We start from the raw sequence: 20,586 nt of genomic DNA on the forward strand, positions 1-20,586 counted from the left end.
CTTTGTCTTCCATATCTGGAATTGGCTCAAGCCGGCAAGATCACGACTGATCATGATCGGTGGCCAGTCCAAAGCGATGAGCATCAGGATGCAGGTTGTGATCACCTGACGGTATCAAAGCAACACTTGGATGCCGCCCTCCCCATGGAGCCGAACGAAGATCTCTTTGCGGCCGCCACATCGCGCCGCGGCTATCTCCGCCGGGCAACGGCGGCCAGTCTACGGAACGAGGGAGCATGAGTTAGTTCCTGCGACACCTTCTGGATTTGCTCCAGGGCGTTGGATAAATCGATAGGAACTATCGCCCCTTCATTCGTACTGATCGTTAGATCTAGAAGCCTAAGAAGCGCTGAGGCTTTGGGAGGCGTATCGATCAGCCCCAGCCTAGGGGCATCATCAGGGCCACCCCATAAGTCAAAATCCGACATTGACCAACAGTCGAATGGCACCAAAAACTGCTCTATTGCACTCGTTGCCTCTGCAAAAGCCTGACCAGACGAAGCTGGAATTCCCGCGAAAGCAGCACTGACACCTCGCGTGGCAAGAGAATGCTCTTGCGGCCAAACTTGAGCCAAGAAAGGAGCAATCGCAACTCGAAATACAGTTTCGGCTGGTTGCCTTTGATTCACCGGGCCAGTATTCGTCATCTCGTTAAGATAGCGAACTACCGTTCTAGCCGCAGCCGCGCGGACTTCATCGTCAATTGCTCGCAGAGTTTGTTGAACTTTCGGGTTCGGAACGGCCGGGAGCCTCTTCTCCCGAAACGCATGAAGCGCCTCGATAACAAGGCTTGAAGCCAACATCCCGCGCCTGTCCCGTCCTAGGCGGCGGTCCACCGCCCTAGTGGCAACTTGATCACCTATGATTTGGAGAACCATAGTGAACTGCGTTCGCCGGGCGATTGCTCGCCAAAGAGCAAGGGCGCGATCATCGTCCGCGCTAAGCGGTGCTATGAGGTTTTCTCGAGCCCACTGTTCATCAGCCCTGAGGAAGTAAGGCAGATCTTCCACTAAGCGGTGACGTCCAATTAACCCGGCCTTTCCTTGCGCAGAAATAATTTGATTGCGCATAACAGAAAGAAGCTCGTTCTGGTCGAATGGATTATTCCCGCGAATGGTGGGACAAAGTGAAAGAAATACGTCGATTAGTCGTCCGACAGGTACATTCAATGTATCTAAATCATCGGGGTCATCGCCTTGCCTTGGCTGGATGATCTCGTTCAGATCAGTGCCTTCGGGATCTATGCTGGCTGCGTTAGTAGCCTCAACCGCCAATGGCCAAACCCTCAACCATGCTGCCTGAAGCTCTCCCGAGCGCGCAATTGTACGGGCCCAAGCTGAGAACCAATAGGAGACTCCCTGAATACTAGCTAGCAATGTCTCATTGGGCAGTCGTCGCAACAGAGCCAATACCCGACTGCCCAGCTGCACCTCCTCGTGAGTCGGCTCTTCGTTACGATTGGGTGCCTTGAGTGACCAACCAAGCCGGTCCCAAATATTTGTATAAAGACCGCTGGTCGGTGATGCCTCGAGATCATTGAGGAGTTGCGTTGCGTTGTCGCCCTCCCTAATCCAGTCAGAAGCACGCTCTGCTGGATCGTCGTCCCAGCTCTTGCGCGTCGCCGCAAGGGCTTCCTCTAAAGCTAGTAAGCGGGGCTCCCCAGCGAGGTCATTGAAGCGATCGTCTGGCTGAGGCTTGACCCACTCCGCTTGAGCGGAGTGCGGGAAACCAAAGCGCACTGACGCCATCTCTCTAAGCTCCGGGTATCGGTCAAGTTGCTGATGCAACCAGTTCGATGCTGCCTTCGAAAGCTGGTTACCAGCCACTTCGATACGGCGATACTCCCGTACGCTCCAGTACGTGCGTGCGTCTCGCAAACGGTCGTGATCAGAATTCTTAGGCCACATACTTCGTGGAGGCCCACTCTTGATGCGGCGCTCGACCTGCCTTTTCTCCAGCGTCGACAACTCACCAAAGCGACGTGCACGTAGCTCGGCTATCTCTGGAAAAGCATGTATATCCCAGAAGGACCGGTCATCCAGAGAAAGTATGGTCCTGGATAGGTCTTTTGAGGAGGTCAGCAAAGGCGACAACGAAAGTGACGCCCACAATCGTAAATGAATAGGTGTTTGCGTTTCCCGCCAGGCACTAACGATCCGCTTAGCTTCCGCAGTATCGACAGCACTTAAGCGCTCGACCACTGCATGTAGAAGCTTGACCGACGGCGCGATGCCGTGATGGAACCGATCGACATCCTGGTTATGATCTTCACCTTCTTGATGCTGATAAGCGACTGAGTACAACTGGCCAAGCCTCCAGAACTTGTAATCGTTGTTCCAACCCAGTCTACGGCCGAGCGAAAGTCCCTCATTGACTGCGCTCTCGATTGCTACAGCTAATGCTACGAGAAAATCCACCTCACCAATGACCGCAAGATGATAAACGCCTACGCTGGCGAGTTCATGACTGGTCAGGGATCCCCAAAAAAGATCTTCAATGTGGCGAACGCGGCGAGCTTTCGCTTGAGCAGATGGTCTTTCAAGTCTGGCTTGCAACTCGAGTCTTGGGCGAACATAACCCACGATAGAGGAAATAAGAGATCCCGTTCGTTCGCCGGAATCAATTCTGCGTTGCACACGGTATACTCCAATGCTCGAATCCCGCGTATCTTCATGTTTCCAGCTTTCCTCAATGAGTCGCCATGCCGTTCGCCATGGCTCACCGAGCTCACTGGCCTCACCAAGATCTAGTAACTGGAGAACTGCGCCACGCTTGACCATGTCATGCCGCGTCGTTTTAAGAGACCACTCGATAGTTGAACGCTCGGCCAGGCGCCCTTTTAGAAAGGTCATTAGGATGCGAGCGTCGGCGTGATCCTTATCATTGATTAGCTGCCATGGATTCATGGTCCAGCGACCTCGCCCTGACGCTCTGATATGACGGAAGCAATCGCGTCAAGCCATCCAAGCTCGGCTCCCGATCTTGATGCGAGATCGGATAGACGAGTGCGCTCTACCATGTTACTGCGCCGGAAAAAATGATCAAAAAGATCACGATCAGGCTCCGACGCTGAATTTCGTGGTGTCTTAACGATGCGCTTAATGGCAGCATCGATTTTTCGCGGGCTACCGTTGATCGCTGAAAAGTCAGCCCAACGCTCCAACAGGCTCAAAAGAGCTTGATGATTGTCATCGTTCTGGTAGGCGATGGGAGTTATTCCGCGGCCTTTCCAGTCCTCAACAAGAACGGGGTCAGGCCTTTCGCTGCCTACGAATGTGAAGCGCTCCTTGAGATCCTCGAAACGAACACCATCGGCTGCGATAGCATTGAGGAGGTATCGCATGGGAGGATCGTCCGCGCTATACCCAACCAGGACGAGATGAAAGAGCCTTGCTGCGTCATAAATAAAATCAGGAACGATCCGTCGACGCATATAAAATTCACCAAAATCCTGATCAGTCACTACGAAATCTGCTGATCTCCTTGCATTGCTATCCAATGCTCCATGAATATGAAGAACGCCTGCAAAATCCCGGCCACGCCCTGGACGAGGTATGCCGCCTAACGCGTAGGTTTGAGGCTTCCCTTTACCGGGCGTCCCGGCCTGCAGCAGTCCGTCAAAATTAGTGGTGACTATAGCAGCAGTGCCACCTCGATCTGAGAGTCGCATAAGCGCCCGATGGATTGGCGCTGGCTTTCCTCTCGTCGATCGAAGAACTTCAGAGATGGTCGCGCGAACGCGGCTGGTGCCACTCGGCACGTCGTCCATTCTGCGTTCCAGCATCCCAAGGACTACATCATAATCTCGTCGTTTGAATCGGCGGACTTCGGCAATCTGCTGATTAGTCAATGTCGCGACATCGCCAGGCTCATCGTCATTACTCGTCGTAATGACCGTATGAACGGCTGTATCAAGCTTTCCATACACGTCAACAACTAGTTTCCGAAAGCTTGGTAGCCCAGCTGGCATTGATACACCGGCTCCAGCAATGAAGAGTACTTGTCCGCGCGCATGCGCCAAAAGAAGTCGCTCGGGCATGAGCGGCAATCCTGCCCCCATGGAGATAACTCGATCTACCGGCTGCGGTGCCCGATGCAGCATGGGTCTAGAACTCATGGCTCCCCCTTTACATCCCTCATCCAGCCCGCCATTGAGGCATTACTTTCCCGTATTCCAAAAAAACGGGGTCAGGTTCATGCAGCAAGAAGTGAACTCGGCCCTCTTTTCCAATTCCCCGTGCACGATAGAGATTTTTAGATCTAGCGCAGGTTCTCAATGCCCGTGCTTACCATAATGGTTGCTTGTCCGGGTATTGCGGTAGCTACCACCACGATGTGACGAGCCAGAACCACCGGGATAGCGGCCACCATGGCTAGTGGTGTGGTGAGCTCCTGAGTAGTGAACGGATGAGCCGCTGCTATGACCGCCACCCTTGGCGTTAACGGCAAAGGAAAGCGTCAACAGACAGCCCGCAAGCAAGATGCTGAGTTTGCGCATGAGTTGTTCCCCTGTGGTCGGCTGCAGGGACTATTGCAGTCCGGCAGCGTCGTCGATGCTATGCCCGGGGTTGCTGTTTTGGTAGTGCCTGTTGGTCGATGACCGGCCTTAGCACGCAGCTGCACAAGGGGAGTAAAGGGCCATCGGCCGGAAAGTAGCCCTGCATAGGGCCTGCCAAGTGTTGTTGCTTTGGTGTGTGGGCATCTTAACTGTCTTCGGCTTCTTACCGCTTTAACTGGCCGAAGGTGGTGGAGGCTCTCTTGATCGCTCGATGGCGCCCAAAAAGTCCGCCGCCTTACGGATGTTCTCTGGAAAGTACTCGGACCAGAATGCATGGTCAGCCAGATACTCTACGAAAAGGATGAAGCAGCGGATCTGTCTGCTATCGAGCAACGAAAGCCTTTTCACTACATCTTTCTGAAATCGCTCTTCAGGCCCGAGGGCATAGACTAGAAATTCGATTTCCATTTGGTTGTAGTCTGCCTCAGTGGTGAGGCAATACCTTATGTAGTGAGGAGCAATCCAGCGCCACGCCTTTGCCGATAAACAGGACAGCTCTTGGTGGAGGAGGCGAATTAGATCACCGTTGATGGGTTTTCCCCTGAGCCAATCCAGCTCTTCCTGTAGCCACTGGCACTCAAGGCAGCCGCGCGTATGGAACGGGAGTTCTTCCTTCAATGGCATCTCCATGGGAGGAAACGCGCTGGCAATTTCAATCAAAAGGTCTGCGGATTTCATACGTGGCTATTCTTGGTTTTCAACATCTAGTTGCCTCGGTATGGGCAGAAACGGGCCCTTCTGATAAGGCAGGTGTCGACCGAGTGTCAGGTTTCCGCGCAGTCAAAGAAGTGGCCCGCAGCCTGGGCAAGCAAGGGCAATTGCCCGAGCTCGCTAGCAACACCGGCGGATACGCGCCATTCCTCGTTGCTCCCCGGGAGCCCGCTTAGCGTCACCAGGAAAGTTACGGCCCCACCAGCGCCGCAGGTCGCGGAAATCTGGAATTCGCCCTCAATCGTCGCCCAGGACTTCGTGCCGTTCCAGGGTAGCTCGTAGGCCGCCAGCTCTCCCATCCATCGAGCCAACCCTTTGGGATCGGTGAATGCCGATACCGACTGCGTGGCCAGCACGCCGCGTCCTACAAGCTCAACGATAAATTCGTCATCCCGGCGGTCGAGGAACCGAACTTCCCTGTCTGAAGAGTTCGAGTGAATGGAGAACATCTCGCTTTCCTAGGAGCTGTGGTGTTGAACTCGGTCGCTCTCAGCGCCGAGCAAACATCCCGAATGCGAGACCAAACTCCTCGCTGGACGCCAGATAGCGCCATGCCCACCGCCCGATAACCACGATGTTCGTTCTGGGTCGGTGGCGGGCTTGATCATTCTTCGCACTCGTGATCGCCATTCATGGTCACGAACCCCTCTGTCCAGTTGTCGCGATCCAATTCGTGCTCCGAGACATAGAAGCCGTCGTCTTCGCCTGGAGCCTCTGGGTCAATGATGTTCGGATGCTTAGCGAAGCCAGGCTGCACCGACACGCGATCGACCGCCGCTTTTGCACGATCAAGGGTGCGATAGACGCCAATCATCTTCCAGTCTTCGTAATCGCCATGAAGCGTGTGCTTGTGTTGGACAACAAATACGCTTTCCACCTTGATCTGCCTCCATCACGTTTTTCATCTGAAAAATGTGTCTGCTATGGCGCGGAAGCGGACATGCCTTCCATCGTTCAACCGTGAGTCTCGTCCAGCTTCCGGTTCTCACGTTTTGAGGCTTTCCACGCCTGAAATTTATCAACGACGACTTGAAGCCGCGCGCTCTGCTCGGCGCTTAGTGGAGCACGCTTCGCTTTACGGAGAATTTCCTTGAACATATAACCAGATCTAAAGAAATAGGGCCTCATCTCAAGGAAGCAGATGGCAGCCTCCATCGCTTGTTCGTCGCCAGCCACCAAGCGATCCAGAGCGCCATGGTATCCACCAGGGAAAGCTAGCTCGTCATATCGACGATGAAAGGCTTCGCAGGCTCGCTTCCATTCCTCGCGATTTTCTTCGCTTATATGCCTTTTTGTAACGGTTTCATGGATACGCCTATGAAGGCGGGTAACCTCCGCAGCATTCCTTTCAATCAAGAGCTTTATCTGATCGGATGGACGAGGCACGCTGCACTCCTTGCAAGGTGGGGACATGTATCCACTTCGGGTCGACAACGGACATCCCGGCCCTCAATCATAACCACGTGAGAGACCACAGCGGGCCGCATCGGGAAGCGCTGCTCTTTCAGCTCTCCGGTGCGGCAGCCAGGGACGGAGATAGTTAAGGTAATGCGTAGCGCCAGAGGGCTCAGCCCACCATTTCATCTCGCATGGCAGGGGGCAATTACAACATGCTCAAGATAAGGACACGCAGGTACGGTCAGGCTTTCTTTCTTGCGGTCTGCACGGCCGCCTGCACCGTCGGCGCGCAGCAGCCCCCCGCATCTCCCGCCAACCTCCCAGCCCGCTACACCGAAGCCCTCAAACTCCACGAATCCCAACACTACGCCGAAGCCGCCGCCATCCTGGAACCCTTCCTCGCCGCCGGCCCGGAGGGCATGGACTGGCATTGGAACGCGGCCATGTACGACCTGGCTTGCAACGAGGCGCTGGCCGGCCGCAAGGAGAAGGCGATGGAGGCGTTGATGGCTTGGCAGGCCCGGGGTGGAAGCGGGTCCGCGGAGCATCTGGCGACCGATGCGGATCTGGTGTCACTCCATGGCGACCCGCGCTTTACGCGACTGGTCGAAGTGGCCCGCAGCAGAGAGGGCCTGTGGGCGCGCGAGCCGGGGCAGGGCTTGCCGCTGGTGCCGAACCTGAGCGATGACGCCAAGGTGGCGGGGCTGTCCACGGTGTGGTCCGAGGCGCGCTTCAACTTCGCCTTCTTCGACCGACAACCGGATATGGACTGGAACCAGACCTACCTGGACTTCCTGCCCAAGGTGCGGGCCACCGCCTCCACGGAGGAGTACTACCGCGTGCTGATGCGGTTCGTCGCCTTGCTCAAGGACGGCCACACCAACGTGTATCCCCCTGGGCCCTTGCAGAACGCCTTCTACGGCCGGCCCGGACTGCGCACCCAACTCGTGGGGAACGCGGTGGTGGTGATGGCGGTGGACGACCCGGCGTTGCTCGCGCAGCGCTGGCGCGTGGGCGACGTGTTGCTGACGATCGACGGGGAAGACATCCGGCGCTATGCGGAGCGCGAGATCGCGCCTTACCAGAGTTCGTCCACGCCGCAGGATTTGCAGGTGCGCACGTACGACTACGCGTTGCTCAGCGGACACGCGGGAAGCCCGATCCATGTGACCGTGAAGACGGCCGCGGGCAAGGAAGAGGCACGCGAGCTGACGCGGCTGTCGCTAGCGGACCGGGCCAAGTTCAAGCATGAACGCGCGTCGTTTGCGCTGCGGCCGGACGGCATCGCCGTGCTCACCATCAATGAGTTCGAGGACACGGAAGGCACCAAGGCGCTGCTGGCGAACCTGGCGAGCATCAACGCGGCCAAGGGGCTGGTGATCGACGTGCGCGCCAACGGCGGCGGCAGCACGCCTATCGATCTGTTGCAGGTGCTTGCCAAGGAACCGATCCAAGGCCCCCTGATCCGCACCCGCAGCTATCGTGCCGCGGACCGTGCGCGTGGCGTGCTGCCGGGCTGGGCCGACGTCCCGCCGTTCGAGGTGCCCGCCGACCCTGATCACCACGTCAACGTGCCGGTGGCCGTGTTGACCGGTGCGCACACCTTTTCCGCGGCGGAAGACTTCGTGGCGTCGTTCAAAGCCATGCATTTGGGCATCACCGTGGGAGAGACCACGGCGGGCAGCACCGGGCAGCCGTTGTTCTTCCAGCTACCCGGCGGCGGCAGCGCGCGGGTCTGCACGCGGGACGATCGGGCGCCGGATGGGGCGGTGTTCGAGGGCGTGGGGTTGCGGCCGGACATGGTGGTTTCGCCTACGGTGGAGAGCATCCGGCGGGGGACTGATCCGGTGTTGGAGCGGGCGGCGAGAGCATTGCTCATCGCCAAGCAGGGGCGAGCAGCGGCATGAAGAGGACGCTGCTATCGATGGGAGATGAGCGGGCATGAGCATGGTGGCCCTCGTTGCGCACAACGGTTTCGACCGAAGCGACAACTGGTTCTTCGTCGTTACGGGCGCCGTGTTCCTATGGGGCGGGCTCCGCGGCGTGATAACGAAGGAAGGGCGTACCAGGAGCAAGGGTGGCCATGTCACGCACTACACCGGGAAGGCAGCAGTTCGCCGGGGACTTGTCGGCATCGTGATAGGCATCGCGGTGATGGCCTTTGGTGCTGTCAACCTGATGTGAGTTGCTGGCGGTAAGGCACAGGCGCCAGCGAGAGCAGGTTTTCGCCTTTTATGAGCTGTTCTCGTCCCATTTCCACAGGGCCACAGATGGCTCTCTATAACCACCGGCCGATTGCGGACGGCTGGCTCATCCCTAAAGCTCTCTGAGTCAGGTGGGCGCAGGCAGGCGCTCAACGGAAACCAGGCAGGTTCCAGCACAGGGGGTAAGGATGGCTAGTCAGCTTGGGCGGCACCGAGGGGCGGCGGCGCTGCTTTTCCTCGCTTTATTGATTGCGATCGGGATCTTCGGCAAACCGGCGCGTTACTCCACCGCGGTATCGGCCGCGCTCACCCTGGGCCAGCTGCTCTTGATGGGTGGGGCGGCGCTGGCGCTGATCCTGCCGGCTTGGCGTTCCGGCGATGAGCATCGGCGCGCGGTGGCGATCGCCGGGGTGTTGTTGATCCTGCCGTGGGCGCTGCTGACGCTGATGCCGGGCTACGGCCCGCCGTTCACCGCCAACCTCGCGATGAACCATGTGCGGTTCGTCATCCTGTTCGTCTCCACCGCCTTCCTCGGCGCAGGCTTGCTGGTGCTCAAGGAACCGCTCGCGCGCGGCGACGCCGGCGACCGGCTGCTCGCCCCGCTCGGGCAAGCCAGTGGCCTGCTCGCGGTGGGCGGCCAGCTCGTCTGGGCGGCCATCGTGATTGGCTGGACCATGTCGGCGGCGCGCGACCTGGCGACCTATCGGTCCTTGGATGGCACGCCATTGGCCAATGCATCGGACGTGCTGCTCTTCTTCGCCGGGCTAATGACTTACGTAGCGACGGCGTTCTATGCGTTGTCTTTCATGAGGCAGGGCTGGCTTTCCCGCTGGGCCGCGTGGGCCATGACGATCATCGCCGCGATCGCCGTTGTGGGGCTGGTGACGCGCGGCCTGCAATATCCCGATCTCTCGGAGCAGTGGTACACCATGCCTGGGATGATTGTGGGGATTCCGGCGATTCCGTGGGTGATGCCGTATGTGTTGGGGGTGGTGGCGTTGGTGCGGGCGGCGAGGGGCTGACCATAGAATCCGCTTTGTTCTGAACTTCTGGCGCCCATGCTCCGGAGCGACACATGCCGAAGACTCGCCGCTACATGTTAGGCAGTGCCTTGCTATCACTGACGGTGATAGCCAGCAGCGTGGCCGCCAGCGTTGCGGAGAAGGCGCAAGACACGGCCGTGTGCGAGCTATATGGCCAGCGAACATCACCGCCGCCTGGCCGCGTACATCTGAAAGCCGTCGTCTATCAGGATTCTCTAGTTGACAATGATGAAGTGGAATTCGCCGGCCACCTTGCTGCCGCGGAACAGTGCGTAGTAGTAGGGGTCGCCAATACGCATGGAGCGCTGCGCGCCTAAACAGTCCACTAGCCGCCAGTGATCCCCTGGCTGCATGCTCGCGCTCACTCTGATCCATTGCGGATCGCTTTCCGGATTCGGATTGCCCATCCTTTTCGCGCCTTGGATGACCTCCTGCTGGCTCAATGGAGCCGATACCGAGCACTTCGGAAAGCCCAGCTCACGGGCGACGGATTTGGATTCCATCTTCGCCGCTGTTGGTGCGGAAGCACAGCCGGTTGCCGCGAATGCGAAAAGGACAGCGATGACGAATCCGAAGCCGGCAGGCGTGTCGTTCCGTCGATAGCGTGCTTCAGCCTTACGCAAAAACCGGATGAGCGCGATCAATGACACGGGCATGTTCGCGCGTGCATGACGAGACGGCATCACTTTCCCCTGATCGACGCCGCGCACCATTTTTGCCACCCATGGCGAATGCTCGCGGCATTCGCACCAAGCTACGCCGGCAGGCCAGGCTGGCGCAAGGGAGGGGTGAAACTTTGATGGCCATCCTGGCTGATCGCTCCTGCGCAGTTATGTCCGCGGGTTGCCCTAAGCCTTCTGGACTGTTGTTGGGTGGGCCATCCCCTATCCATTCCGAAGGTGATGACGGCGAGGCGCTGCCCGCCTCGCCGCCAAGAACAGAGATTAGCCCCCCGGCGGCGGCAACGCTGCGCCGCCCGTCAGGGCACGGGCGTCGTCGGGGCGGGTCAGTGCTCCCGTGGAACGGTTGAAGATCCCAAACGTATTGTTGCCGTTGCCGCTATCGCTATCGTCCCAGTACACCGGGCGAATGCCCATGCTGTTGGCCTGGCCGACCAAGGTCTTGTCGAAATACGTGCGCGAGGCGAGATGCCGGTTGAGTTCGGTGCCCGTCAGGCCTGCCGTGCCGGTGCGGCGGATGGCGCCAAATTCGCCCAGGAGCACGGGGATGCCTTGGCTGGTGAATTTGGACTGCATCTTCTGCAGCTGCGACGTCACGTACGACTCCTCGGTGGAGGCGGTGGCGTTGCGGGTGGTGAGTGTCGGCGAGTGATAGTTGCTGCCCCAGAAGTACCACATCGAACCCCACGAGGCGTCGGCGCTCATGAGTGCGTATTGGTAGGGCGCGTAGTAATGCACTTCGAACGCCAGGTGCTTGGCGGGATCGGATGGCAACGACGTCACCCAGTCATAGGTGTTGTCGATGTTGCTTCCGCCCGGCCCCTGCAGCACCAGCCAGCGCGTGCTGTTGTTGCCGCCGGTGGCGCGAACCGCGTTGACGAAGTTCTGGTAGTACTGCAACAGGACCGTGGTCTGCGCCTGCGAGGAAACAGCGGGCTCGTTGGCAACGGCGAACAGCAGCTTCGAGTTGTAGTTCTTGAAGTTGGTCGCGATCTGCGTCCAGTAGGAAACCAGCTTGGCGTTGATGTTCGGGTCGTAGGTGTTGAAGTTCGAGTTTTCGAACCAGCCGCCGTCCCAGTGATCGTTGATGATGACGGTGAGATTGGCCGCCTGCGCCCATTGCACGACTTGCGTGACCGTGGCCATGTACGACGCGTTGATCACGTGCGTGTTCGGGTCGGCGTTGTGGTCCCATGCGCAAGGGATGCGGAGGGTGTTGAAGCCCGCGGCCGCGACGTTGTTGATCAGCGTCTGCGTCGGCATGATCGCGCCCGACCACGTGGCCTCCAGGGTGTTGCCGAGGTTCCAGCCATAGGTGGGGTTGGCGAGCTGCGTTCGTCCAGTTGTCGGCAGCAGCGACAAGCCGGCGGCCAGGAGCAGCGCGGGCATGATGCGGGGCTTGCGTTGGCCTGTAGGCGACAGGCGGCGGACAACTGAAAGCGCCCGATCTCGGGCAACGATCCCATGGCGTGAATCCATACGGGGAACCCTCTCGGTTGAGATGAACTGGAGCGTTCACGCGGCACATAGCCATCGCCGTGCCGGCCAGTGACGGATACTGAGAAGGCCCCGAGGCGAGGCGCAATTGCGAAATCGGCGGGGACGCTTGATGTTTATTCGTTTGCCATCGCCGCATGCGAAGCGTGTTTTCACGTGGCATTGACGCGCGGAGTTTGGATGTTCGCATGAACTTGCTCGCGGACTTGGTACGCGATCTATCGACTCGAACGTCTCTGCGTGGTGGCACCGCGCTTTGGCTATGAATCGTTCGTCATGAGGCAGGCGGGTGCATGGCCACTATGCATGGCTACTCCGTGGCCGTAGGCATTAACGCTCGAAAAGCTTCCAATGCCCCTCGGAAATAATATCGACGGCGCCGTCCACCACTTTGATGGCCGTTTCATCGTCCATCGCGTAGCCCGACACAGATAAGCGCGCCGCCCACTGCTCGGCATCGGCCATGGTGTTTTCGGGACACATGGGGTTGTCCAGATGCGGGAACATCGAGAAGCCGACCATGCCCAGCGCGCGGTCGCCGCCAGCGGGCGGCTTCCAGCCGATGAACTCCTCACCGACATGCGGCGCCATCACCATGCTGCCGGCGCTCAGTCCCACGTAGACCGTTTCGCTGAGCGAGGGGAACAGATCCGCCAGGCCGGACTCGCGTATCCAATGGTGCAGATAGAGCGCGTCACCGCCGCATACCAGCAGGGCGTCGGTCTCGCGGACCAAAGGAACCCAATTCTCCCTGTCGATGCTCGGCAGCGCCGTCAGTTCGAGCATGCCGACGGACTTCCATCCCAGCTCGACCATCGGCGTGGGCGTCTGCCCGGCGATCTGCCGCCACGTCATGACAGCGGTGCGGGGAAACATGCCGTACATCGCGGTGGGAATGCACAGCGCGGAGGACTCGGCGATGGGCTTGCCCAGCAGGTCGACGAGGGCGTTGCGGATGCTCTGATTGCTGACGCCGCCAGAGGTGAGGAGAAGCTTCATGGCGTCTTCCTTGTCCGTCGGAAACCGTGGGTAGCCATGGCGAGGATGGGTGTCGAACGTTGCCGGATTCCTCGGCCGACGAGTCGAGCATGGCGCACGGATCTTGGATCGCCGCAGTGCCGTTTGTCCTACCTGGGCCGCTGCGGCACTCGCGCGCGAATCAGCCAACAGGCCGCGGTATAGCGGACGTCCGCTCCATCCACGAAGGCGTCATAAGCCGGCCGCACTTTTTCGATGATCTGGTTACGCAGGCGATCGTCCGCCTGCCGCAACGCAAGCCCGACGGGGCCGAGGCGCGTGAAGTAGCCGATCAGTTCGCTTTCGGGGAACGTGCAAACGAGATCGATCGGTTCGATCGCGATGTCGCTCCATCCGCCGCTTTTCAGCAAGGCGGTGACGCGGTCCCGGTTCGCGAACGCGAACTGCCCCGGTGCATCGGGTTGGCGGGCGGGGAGGTTCGGCAGGAGTGTGCCGGCTGCGCGCTCGGCGGTCGTCATGAAGGGGTTTTCTTCCATGCCGCGCCAGGCGATGAAACACAGTGACGCGTCGTCGACGGCCGCGCGACGGAGGTTGGCAAAGGCTTGCTCCGGCTGCTCGAAGAACATCACGCCCAGGCGCGAGACGACCATGTCGAAGCTGGCGGGTTCGAAGGGGTAGGCGCCCGCGTCGGCGCAAACGAACTCGGCCGTCGAGCCGCGCTGCTGCGCTCTTGCCTTGGCCGCGGCGATCATCGCGGCTGAGATATCCACGCCCGTGCAGCGGCCCTGAGTGCCAAGGGCTTGCGATAGGGCGAGCGTGGTCGCGCCGGTGCCGCAACCCACGTCGAGGACGCGGTTGGCCCGGCGTTCGCGCACGGCGTTCACGAGCAGGGTTTCCATCGGCTGGAACATCCGGTCGAGCACCGGTTGCTGCTGCACCCAGACGTCGCCGGAGGGGCCGTTCCAGAGGGAGGCTTGCTCGATGAAGTTCGGTGAGGCGGAGGTCATGGACGTCTCCCTTGCGTGCGCTTGAAGAGCGGGGAGCTAGACTTTGCCACTTCAAGTTGACTTGAGGTCAAGAGGGTGAAGCTTCTGGATATCGCCGAGGTGGCGAAACAAGCTGGCGTTCCCGCGTCGACGCTACGCTACTACGAAGAAAAAGGCTTGATCGCCTCGGTCGGGCGGCGGGGCCTCCGCCGCCTGTTCGACTCCGGCGTACTGGAGCGCCTGGCCTTGATCGCTCTCGGCCGGGCGTCTGGCTTTTCGCTCGACGAGATCGCGCGGATGTTCACCCGCGAGGGCGCGGTTTGCATCGATCGGCAGGCGTTGAAGGCCAAGGCGGACGAGCTCGATCGGACGATCAGAAAGTTGAGCGCGATGCGCGATGGTTTGCGGCATGCGGCGGCCTGTCCTGCGCCGAGCCATATGGAATGCCCGACGTTCCGGCGGTTGCTCAGCGCCGCGGCTGCCGGCGCCATCGGGCCGGACTGAGCCGCGGTTTCATCGCCGCGCCGCGGCAGCGTGGCTCGTGGCCGCCGGCCTAGATGATCTTCAAGGTGATGGCCTTCAGCACGGCTCGGGTGCGGTCCCGCGTCCCGAGCTTGTCGAAGATGTCCATCAGGTAGTTCTTCACCGTGCCTTCGGCCACGTGGATGGCCTGGCCGATTTCGCGATTGGTGTAGCCGCCGGCCAGCAGGCGGAGGATAGCGGTCTCGCGTTTGCTGAAGCCGCCTTTGGGCGTGCTCTGGTCGTCGTATGCGTAGCGTGCGCGCACCGCGTCGGTGGCGATAGGCGTGATTACCGAGCGCCCGGCGGCGACTTGCTCGATCGTGTCGACCAGTTCGAGCGGCGAGGCGTCTTTCAGCAGGAAGCCGCGGGCGCCGGCATCGCTGGCTTTCAGTGCATAGTCCGCGTCGTCGAACGTAGTGAGCAGGATCACTGGCGGGGCGTCGGCGAGATGGCGCAGGCGCCGGCAGACGTCGAAGCCGTCCAGGCTGGGCATGCGCACGTCGCAGAGCACGACGTCGACCGCTACGCGTTGCAGTGCGTCCGATAGCTCGTGTCCGTCCGAGGCTTCCGCCACCACCTCCAGATTGGGGAAGCCGCCGAGCAAGGCTTTCAGGCCGCCGCGCACCAGGGCCTGGTCGTCGGCGAGGGCGATGCGGATGCGGCGTGGTTCGATCAGGGGCATACGGGGAGCCACGCGCGCAGATGGAAGCCATGGCCGTTCACGTGGCCGAATTCGAGACCGCCACCTAGTGCCTGCAAGCGCTCGTGCATGCCGGTGAGGCCATGGCCGGCCTGCGGTGCGCCGCTGCCTTGGCCGTCGTCGCGCATGTCCAGCACGATCTCGTCGCCGTCGCGGTGCAGGCGTACCCATAGCTGAGCGGCATCGCCATGGCGGGCGGCGTTGGTCAGACCTTCCTGGAAAGCGCGCAGGAGTGCATCGGCTTGTTCCACCGTCTGCACGCGCGCGTGGCCGGCGATGTCCAGCTGCACGCGTGGACGTGGAAAGGGGGCGGCCATGCTTTGTAGGGCGGCACTTAAATCCAAGCCATCGTGGAGGCGCAACTGATGCACCACGGCGCGCAGGTCATCCAGCAGCTCTTCGGTGAGGCTGGTGCACAGGGCGATGGTCTGGGCCTGGTCGAGCTGGGGATTGTGTTTGAGCGCACTGAGATTGAGGCGCAGCGCGGTGAGCTTGTGGCCGGCCACGTCGTGCAGCTCGCGCGATAGCCGTAGCCGCTCCTGGCCGCGTGCGATCTCCGCCAGTACGCCGCGTGTCGCCAGCAGTTCCGCATGCGCCTGCGCGAGCTGTGCGCGGGCGTGTTCCGTGCGCAACATCGAGGTGACCAGCAGAATGGCCAGCAACTGCAGGCTGGCGTGCAGGCCGACGTAGGTATAAGGCGTATCCATCTGGCGAAACGCCAGGACGATGGCCAGCAGCAGAAGGTTGGCGATGGCATAGACCGCGACCAGCCCGCGCGTCGGCAGCAGGGTGGCAAAGGTCAGCATCGGGATGATCAGCAGCGCCGCCGCCGAGTTGTAGCGATAGAGCGCGACCAGCAGCAACGCCATGCCCACCAGCGCGGCGGCCAGCAGCAGGTGCACGGCGCGGCGCGGGCGCCAGGCGAGCGATGCCAGGAACACTGCGGCAAACAGTGCATGCAGACCCGGTACCCACTGGCGCACGGGCAGTGCGCTTGCCTGCGCTGTCGGCACGATAGGGCCGAACCATAGCTCCAGCCCGACGGCCAGCCAGGCGACCCCTCCGGCCATGGCCATCGCGGCGTACAGGAAGGAGGGTGGCCGGTTCATAGGCGGAGCTTCGCTTAGGGCCCGGGCCGAGGCAAGGCAGTTGGCAAAGTGGTGACTTTCGTCACCCGCATGGGTGACTTCCGGTGTCTGCATGGCATGCGGGGTGGTCCGGATACTGCCGGCGGCCTTCCTGGAGTCATGTCATGAACCGCACTGCTGGACGACTGTTGAAAAGAGGCGCGATCGTTGTGGCATTCCTGCTGATCATCGCGCTGGGCATCACGGCCATACCCGCCATTACCGTCGGCGGCCGCAATGACTTCGCCACCAGCTTGCCGAAAGCCGGCGTGGTCCATCCCGAGGCCATTCGGCAGGCGTACGGCTTCCTGGCCAAGGACACGCGCTTCGACGCCTTCGTCGCCTTGCAGGACGGCCAGGAGCTGGCCCGCTGGGGCGAGGCGGATCTGCCGATCAACACGCACTCGGTGCGCAAAAGCCTGTTGAGCGGGCTGTACGGCATCGCGGTGGAAAAGGGTTACGTGCGGCTGGACCAGACGCTGGCCGAGCTGGGTATCGACGACAACGTCGTGCCGCTGACGGCGATGGAGAAGAGCGCGACGGTGCGCGACCTGCTGATGTCGCGTTCGGGCGTCTATATCGAGGCGGCTGGTGAGGTGCAGGGCATGAAAGACCGGCGGCCGCGCCGCGGCTCGCATCGGCCCGGTGAGTTCTTCTACTACAACAACTGGGACTTCAACGTGCTGGGCGTGATCTTCGAACAGCGCACCGGCATGAGCATCGGCCAGGCCTTCAACGAATGGATCGCCAAGCCCACCGGCATGACGCGCTTCAAGCCGGAGCACGTGATCTACGAGCAGCCGCGCTATACGCAGCATCGCCAGTTCGTGATCTTTCTGTCGGCCGCCGATCTCGCCCGGTTCGGCATGCTGTACGCCAACGGCGGGCGATGGGGAACGGCTCAGGTAATTCCCGAGCATTGGGTGGCGGAGAGTACGCGTGCCTACTCGGCCGTGAACGATATGGACCCGTTCACCGGCTATGGCTACCTGTGGTGGATCGATAGCGACGGCTACGTGTGGGCCGATGGATGGGGCGGCCAGTTCATGCTCGTCGATGCCCGCCGCCACCAGGTGCTGGTGGCGCGCAACGATACCGGCCGCAGCTTGTTGCAGATGGGGTGGTTCGTGCTGTTCGACGGGGATGGATGGCGCAGCCATCAGCAGCGGTTGCATGCGCTGATGGTGGAGGCGGTGGATAAGACCTGATCCGTCATCGAGATGAACTCTGCGACAGTCCTGGCATTACGCCGCCTCCTTGGCTCTATGAAATACTGTCCGTCCAACACACAGGAGGGGGTGGCATGGAACAGGAATGGGAAGGGCGACCGTTGGGCGAGTCGCATGTAGAGCGGATCATTGAAAGAGAGAGTTGGAACGGCTTCACCATCGAGGTCGAGTACGACTACCGATACATCTATGGGCCGCAGTACAAGGCCACTTGGATCTGGATCGATCAGCCGGGCAAGAGCTACCTGGAAAAGAAGACGACCATCGAACCCCTTTTGGAGAAAGGGTTCGACATCAGATCTGCGCTGCAGTACGTCCTGCAGAATGTGAAAGCCACGCTCGAGGTGCTTACCAGCGGGTAGTGGCAGGGTTGCTTGAGCCCTGGCGCAGGGAGGTCATATGGCCTCCCCTGCGTTGTCAGGCTCAGCCCGCGCGCTTCGCGGTCCTTGCGGTCGCGCTGATTGGCGTGGCCACTTGCCTGCTAAAAAAGGGGGGCACGCATGGCTGGTGCGCTCTCGGTGCTGAAACTACCGCGTCTTTCGTGGTCGTGGGGCCATGGGCGGATAACGCCCACGGGCGCCGTGGTCCACCATGTGTTTCACCGACGCCCAGAGCTACTTCGCGGTGACATCAGCGATGGGGCGCTGGCATGTCGTTCTACCCATGATTTGGATTGCCTTGCATGGGATAACGCGAGGGAGCGGCCCGTTACCCAAACCGCCCCCCGGATTTCAATGCGCTTAGCTGGATGGCACTGAACAAGAAAAAGGCCGGAAACCCTCGCTATGGGTTTACCGGCCTTTTTTTGACATCGTTGGATGTCGTGTTGGTGGAGGTGGCGGGAACGTTACGACGGCCTGCCACAACCCACTGAACCTGAAGGCTTTCGGCCTCTGACGAGGCGCGAAAAACGATACCCAAAACGGGACCTGGTGAGATTAGCATCCCTGTTCTTTTGCCGGCCAGGGGCGGCCAAGCCGAGGGCTAATCTGTCGTGATGGTTTGATGTGGTGGCAGACCCGTGGCGGGAGTTGAACCGGCGTCCCGTTTTTCTCGGTCGGTTGGGTGTGCCGGCAAGATGGATGACCAAACCCGATCGAGGCCCTCACCATGGCAACCATCACTTATCGTCCGAAAAACCACATCGAGGGCGCCGAAGAGGCACCGGAGGTCTGGGGCTGCCATGTGGCGATGCGAGAAGACGGATCTTTCGAGATCAATGTAAAGGGGGAAACTGGACTTCACATGCTGTCTGCTGCGATGGACGCGCTTCGGCGCATTGAAAGGCTGCGAGCTGAACCCAGGTTTGAATTCAGGCATGAGGGAATGGCCGACATGCTATCGTCGTTAAAGACGCAGATAAGCCTTTAACGCTGCACTGGCTGGCACAGGGGGAGTGCAATGAGCGAGCCTGTAACGCTCTCGATGGCTTGGGGAATAGACGCGGAAACTCTCGATAAGGCGGGCGTCATCGACGTCACCCTTAACTGCGACACGAACCTTTTCATTGATCCACTGCTGCTTGATGAGGCATCAGATCCTGATTTTCGGGACTGTGCCACGAAGGCCTATGAGCAGCGTTTTAATCAGCTGATTGATCTTTTGGTGGCATCCAAGAAAGAGGGGGATGTTGCATGGCGTGCGGCAGAACGTCACCTGTCCTTCCATGAGGTCCCCTTCACCCATCTTGGCTACTCGTCCGGAACGGGGGGCTCTGGTTTTGGTTCTAAGCTCAGTGGCCATCTGCTCGTGGTCGCCAAGGAGGTCGTTGACCTCGGCGTGGTTAACCCTGATCTGTTCATGGCGCTGGCACTGTTTGAGGGTGGGATCGGGGCCGATCGGATCAGCGACATGACCACGAACATTGTGGTCGACTGTCTCGCCAGATATACCCACGCGGTGGCGACGAACCTTGGTCGCGCCGTTGCCCCATTTCACGCTCGCAGGCACCACTTACCAATTGCCGCCCAATCCCTTGAACACAAGGGAGCCGTTACTGCTGGTGCCCAAAGACATCGTTAGGGATCTTCCAATCGCTGCCGATTGGGACGCGATCGCCACCGCAGCCCAAGAGACGTAGGATCTCAAAGATCGAGTTAATCAACACGTTGGGGAGTTGTGGCGTGCCAGGACGGTTCGGGAAAAGAACGAAGTCTTGAAGTCAGCGATGGCAAGCAAGCAGTCGTTTGAGTTTTTGTTGGACTTGGTTCGGAGCGCGGTAGATGAACCGTATGATGTGAGGGGTGACCACCGTGGGGAAATCTACCCTGCCGAAATCCGCAAACAGATCGCCCAGAAAGAACCTTTGGATCTTACCCGGTATGGTGGCAGGACGCTGACGCTCGATGAGGTAGACGCCGTTGTCGTTGCCATCATTGATCAGTTCAAGCATTTGATCGAAGACAAGGGGCTGTGGCGCGAATGCTGGAACCCGCGCCATACTGTTCCGAGGCTTGAAAAGGCGATGCAGCGGTTGTTCTATGCGGTTGCGGCCGCCTACTGCGACGCCAATGGGCTCGACATTTCCCCTGAGTCCGATGGTGGGTCGGGCCCAGTGGATTTCAAAATCTCCGCTGGCTCGAACTCCAAGGTCCTAGTTGAGCTTAAACGATCAAAAAACTCGAAGCTGGTGGGGGCCTACACCGAGCAGTTGGACGCCTATCTGCGGGCAGAAGGGGCACAGAGAGCCCATTACCTGATCGTGGATGTGGGGAACTTAACGCCAGCGAAGATTGCTGGGTTGTCCACGGCGAGGAATGCGATCTTGGAGACTGGAAAGCCGGCACCGTCCTGGATTGTTGTGGATGCTATGCCCCAGGCTTCGGCGAGTAAACGTTAGCGAGCACCTGATGGGGGTATGGGACGCCAGGGATGGTTCAATACTTGCCTAACATAAAGGGCGGGGCGTAACCTACTGACATGAAAGATGGTTTGTGTATCCGTTGGGCCGGTG

Annotated in this window: 21 protein-coding genes; 9 read left to right on the plus strand and 12 right to left on the minus strand. The window is 60.1% G+C overall.

Annotation, left to right across the window (positions count from 1 at the left end):
- Positions 1–191: 191 nt before the first annotated feature.
- The 6 genes from RKE25_RS10770 to RKE25_RS10795 form a co-directional block, all read right to left on the minus strand.
- Positions 192–2,906, minus strand: a complete 2,715-nt coding sequence (locus RKE25_RS10770; RefSeq protein ID WP_311842212.1) for a hypothetical protein — start codon at positions 2,904–2,906, stop codon at positions 192–194.
- Positions 2,903–4,039, minus strand: a complete 1,137-nt coding sequence (locus RKE25_RS10775; protein WP_311842213.1) for an SIR2 family protein — start codon at positions 4,037–4,039, stop codon at positions 2,903–2,905. The genes RKE25_RS10770 and RKE25_RS10775 overlap by 4 nt, the downstream gene beginning before the upstream one ends.
- Before the next feature lie 690 nt (positions 4,040–4,729).
- Positions 4,730–5,236, minus strand: a complete 507-nt coding sequence (locus tag RKE25_RS10780) for a DUF6714 family protein (RefSeq protein WP_311842214.1) — start codon at positions 5,234–5,236, stop codon at positions 4,730–4,732.
- A gap of 86 nt (positions 5,237–5,322) precedes the next feature.
- Complete coding sequence (locus tag RKE25_RS10785) at positions 5,323–5,718, minus strand: DUF6228 family protein (RefSeq protein ID WP_311842215.1); 396 nt, start codon at positions 5,716–5,718, stop codon at positions 5,323–5,325.
- 155 nt (positions 5,719–5,873) lie between these two features.
- Positions 5,874–6,146: a hypothetical protein gene (locus RKE25_RS10790; RefSeq protein WP_311842216.1), complete on the minus strand. Its 273-nt coding sequence runs from the start codon at positions 6,144–6,146 to the stop codon at positions 5,874–5,876.
- A 77-nt stretch (positions 6,147–6,223) separates the two neighbouring features.
- Complete coding sequence (locus RKE25_RS10795) at positions 6,224–6,655, minus strand: hypothetical protein (RefSeq protein WP_311842217.1); 432 nt, start codon at positions 6,653–6,655, stop codon at positions 6,224–6,226.
- 224 nt (positions 6,656–6,879) lie between these two features.
- Between RKE25_RS10795 and RKE25_RS10800 the strand changes: the two genes are divergently transcribed.
- From RKE25_RS10800 to RKE25_RS10810, 3 genes are all read left to right on the plus strand, one after another.
- Positions 6,880–8,574, plus strand: a complete 1,695-nt coding sequence (locus RKE25_RS10800; protein ID WP_311842218.1) for a S41 family peptidase — start codon at positions 6,880–6,882, stop codon at positions 8,572–8,574.
- A 34-nt stretch (positions 8,575–8,608) separates the two neighbouring features.
- The gene (locus tag RKE25_RS10805) at positions 8,609–8,851 is read left to right on the plus strand and encodes a hypothetical protein (protein ID WP_311842219.1); all 243 of its coding nucleotides are present in this window, start codon (positions 8,609–8,611) and stop codon (positions 8,849–8,851) included.
- A gap of 208 nt (positions 8,852–9,059) precedes the next feature.
- Positions 9,060–9,893, plus strand: coding sequence for a hypothetical protein (locus tag RKE25_RS10810; RefSeq protein ID WP_311842220.1), 834 nt, complete (start codon positions 9,060–9,062; stop codon positions 9,891–9,893).
- Between the two features lie 236 nt (positions 9,894–10,129).
- Here RKE25_RS10810 and RKE25_RS10815 read toward each other — a convergent pair whose 3' ends face one another.
- The 4 genes from RKE25_RS10815 to RKE25_RS10830 form a co-directional block, all read right to left on the minus strand.
- Positions 10,130–10,627 (minus strand): hypothetical protein, encoded by a 498-nt coding sequence (locus tag RKE25_RS10815; RefSeq protein WP_311842221.1) that lies wholly within the window; start codon positions 10,625–10,627, stop codon positions 10,130–10,132.
- 231 nt (positions 10,628–10,858) lie between these two features.
- Positions 10,859–11,983 (minus strand): glycoside hydrolase family 5 protein, encoded by a 1,125-nt coding sequence (locus tag RKE25_RS10820; protein ID WP_311842222.1) that lies wholly within the window; start codon positions 11,981–11,983, stop codon positions 10,859–10,861.
- Between the two features lie 438 nt (positions 11,984–12,421).
- Positions 12,422–13,090: a Type 1 glutamine amidotransferase-like domain-containing protein gene (locus RKE25_RS10825; protein WP_311842223.1), complete on the minus strand. Its 669-nt coding sequence runs from the start codon at positions 13,088–13,090 to the stop codon at positions 12,422–12,424.
- A 128-nt stretch (positions 13,091–13,218) separates the two neighbouring features.
- The gene (locus RKE25_RS10830) at positions 13,219–14,076 is read right to left on the minus strand and encodes a class I SAM-dependent methyltransferase (protein WP_311842224.1); all 858 of its coding nucleotides are present in this window, start codon (positions 14,074–14,076) and stop codon (positions 13,219–13,221) included.
- 75 nt (positions 14,077–14,151) lie between these two features.
- Here RKE25_RS10830 and RKE25_RS10835 point away from each other — a divergent pair, with 75 nt between their 5' ends.
- The gene (locus tag RKE25_RS10835; protein ID WP_343215231.1) at positions 14,152–14,559 is read left to right on the plus strand and encodes a helix-turn-helix domain-containing protein; all 408 of its coding nucleotides are present in this window, start codon (positions 14,152–14,154) and stop codon (positions 14,557–14,559) included.
- Between the two features lie 49 nt (positions 14,560–14,608).
- Here RKE25_RS10835 and RKE25_RS10840 read toward each other — a convergent pair whose 3' ends face one another.
- Positions 14,609–15,259, minus strand: coding sequence for a response regulator transcription factor (locus tag RKE25_RS10840; RefSeq protein ID WP_311842225.1), 651 nt, complete (start codon positions 15,257–15,259; stop codon positions 14,609–14,611).
- Positions 15,250–16,386: a sensor histidine kinase gene (locus RKE25_RS10845; RefSeq protein ID WP_311842226.1), complete on the minus strand. Its 1,137-nt coding sequence runs from the start codon at positions 16,384–16,386 to the stop codon at positions 15,250–15,252. The genes RKE25_RS10840 and RKE25_RS10845 overlap by 10 nt, the downstream gene beginning before the upstream one ends.
- 143 nt (positions 16,387–16,529) lie before the next feature.
- On the opposite strand from RKE25_RS10845, the gene RKE25_RS10850 reads away from it, so the two are divergent.
- The 5 genes from RKE25_RS10850 (at position 16,530) to RKE25_RS10870 (ending at position 20,472) form a co-directional block, all read left to right on the plus strand.
- Entirely contained in the window at positions 16,530–17,612 is a 1,083-nt protein-coding gene (locus tag RKE25_RS10850; RefSeq protein WP_311842227.1) for a serine hydrolase, read from the plus strand.
- A gap of 95 nt (positions 17,613–17,707) precedes the next feature.
- Complete coding sequence (locus RKE25_RS10855) at positions 17,708–17,995, plus strand: hypothetical protein (RefSeq protein ID WP_311842228.1); 288 nt, start codon at positions 17,708–17,710, stop codon at positions 17,993–17,995.
- A 748-nt stretch (positions 17,996–18,743) separates the two neighbouring features.
- Entirely contained in the window at positions 18,744–19,004 is a 261-nt protein-coding gene (locus tag RKE25_RS10860; protein WP_311842229.1) for a hypothetical protein, read from the plus strand.
- 30 nt (positions 19,005–19,034) lie between these two features.
- The gene (locus tag RKE25_RS10865) at positions 19,035–19,655 is read left to right on the plus strand and encodes a hypothetical protein (RefSeq protein WP_311842230.1); all 621 of its coding nucleotides are present in this window, start codon (positions 19,035–19,037) and stop codon (positions 19,653–19,655) included.
- Positions 19,656–19,800: 145 nt separating this feature from the next.
- Complete coding sequence (locus RKE25_RS10870) at positions 19,801–20,472, plus strand: hypothetical protein (protein ID WP_311842231.1); 672 nt, start codon at positions 19,801–19,803, stop codon at positions 20,470–20,472.
- Positions 20,473–20,586 lie beyond the last annotated feature (114 nt).

Origin of the sequence: Dyella sp. BiH032 (assembly GCF_031954525.1) — a bacterium.
GTDB lineage: Bacteria > Pseudomonadota > Gammaproteobacteria > Xanthomonadales > Rhodanobacteraceae > Dyella_D.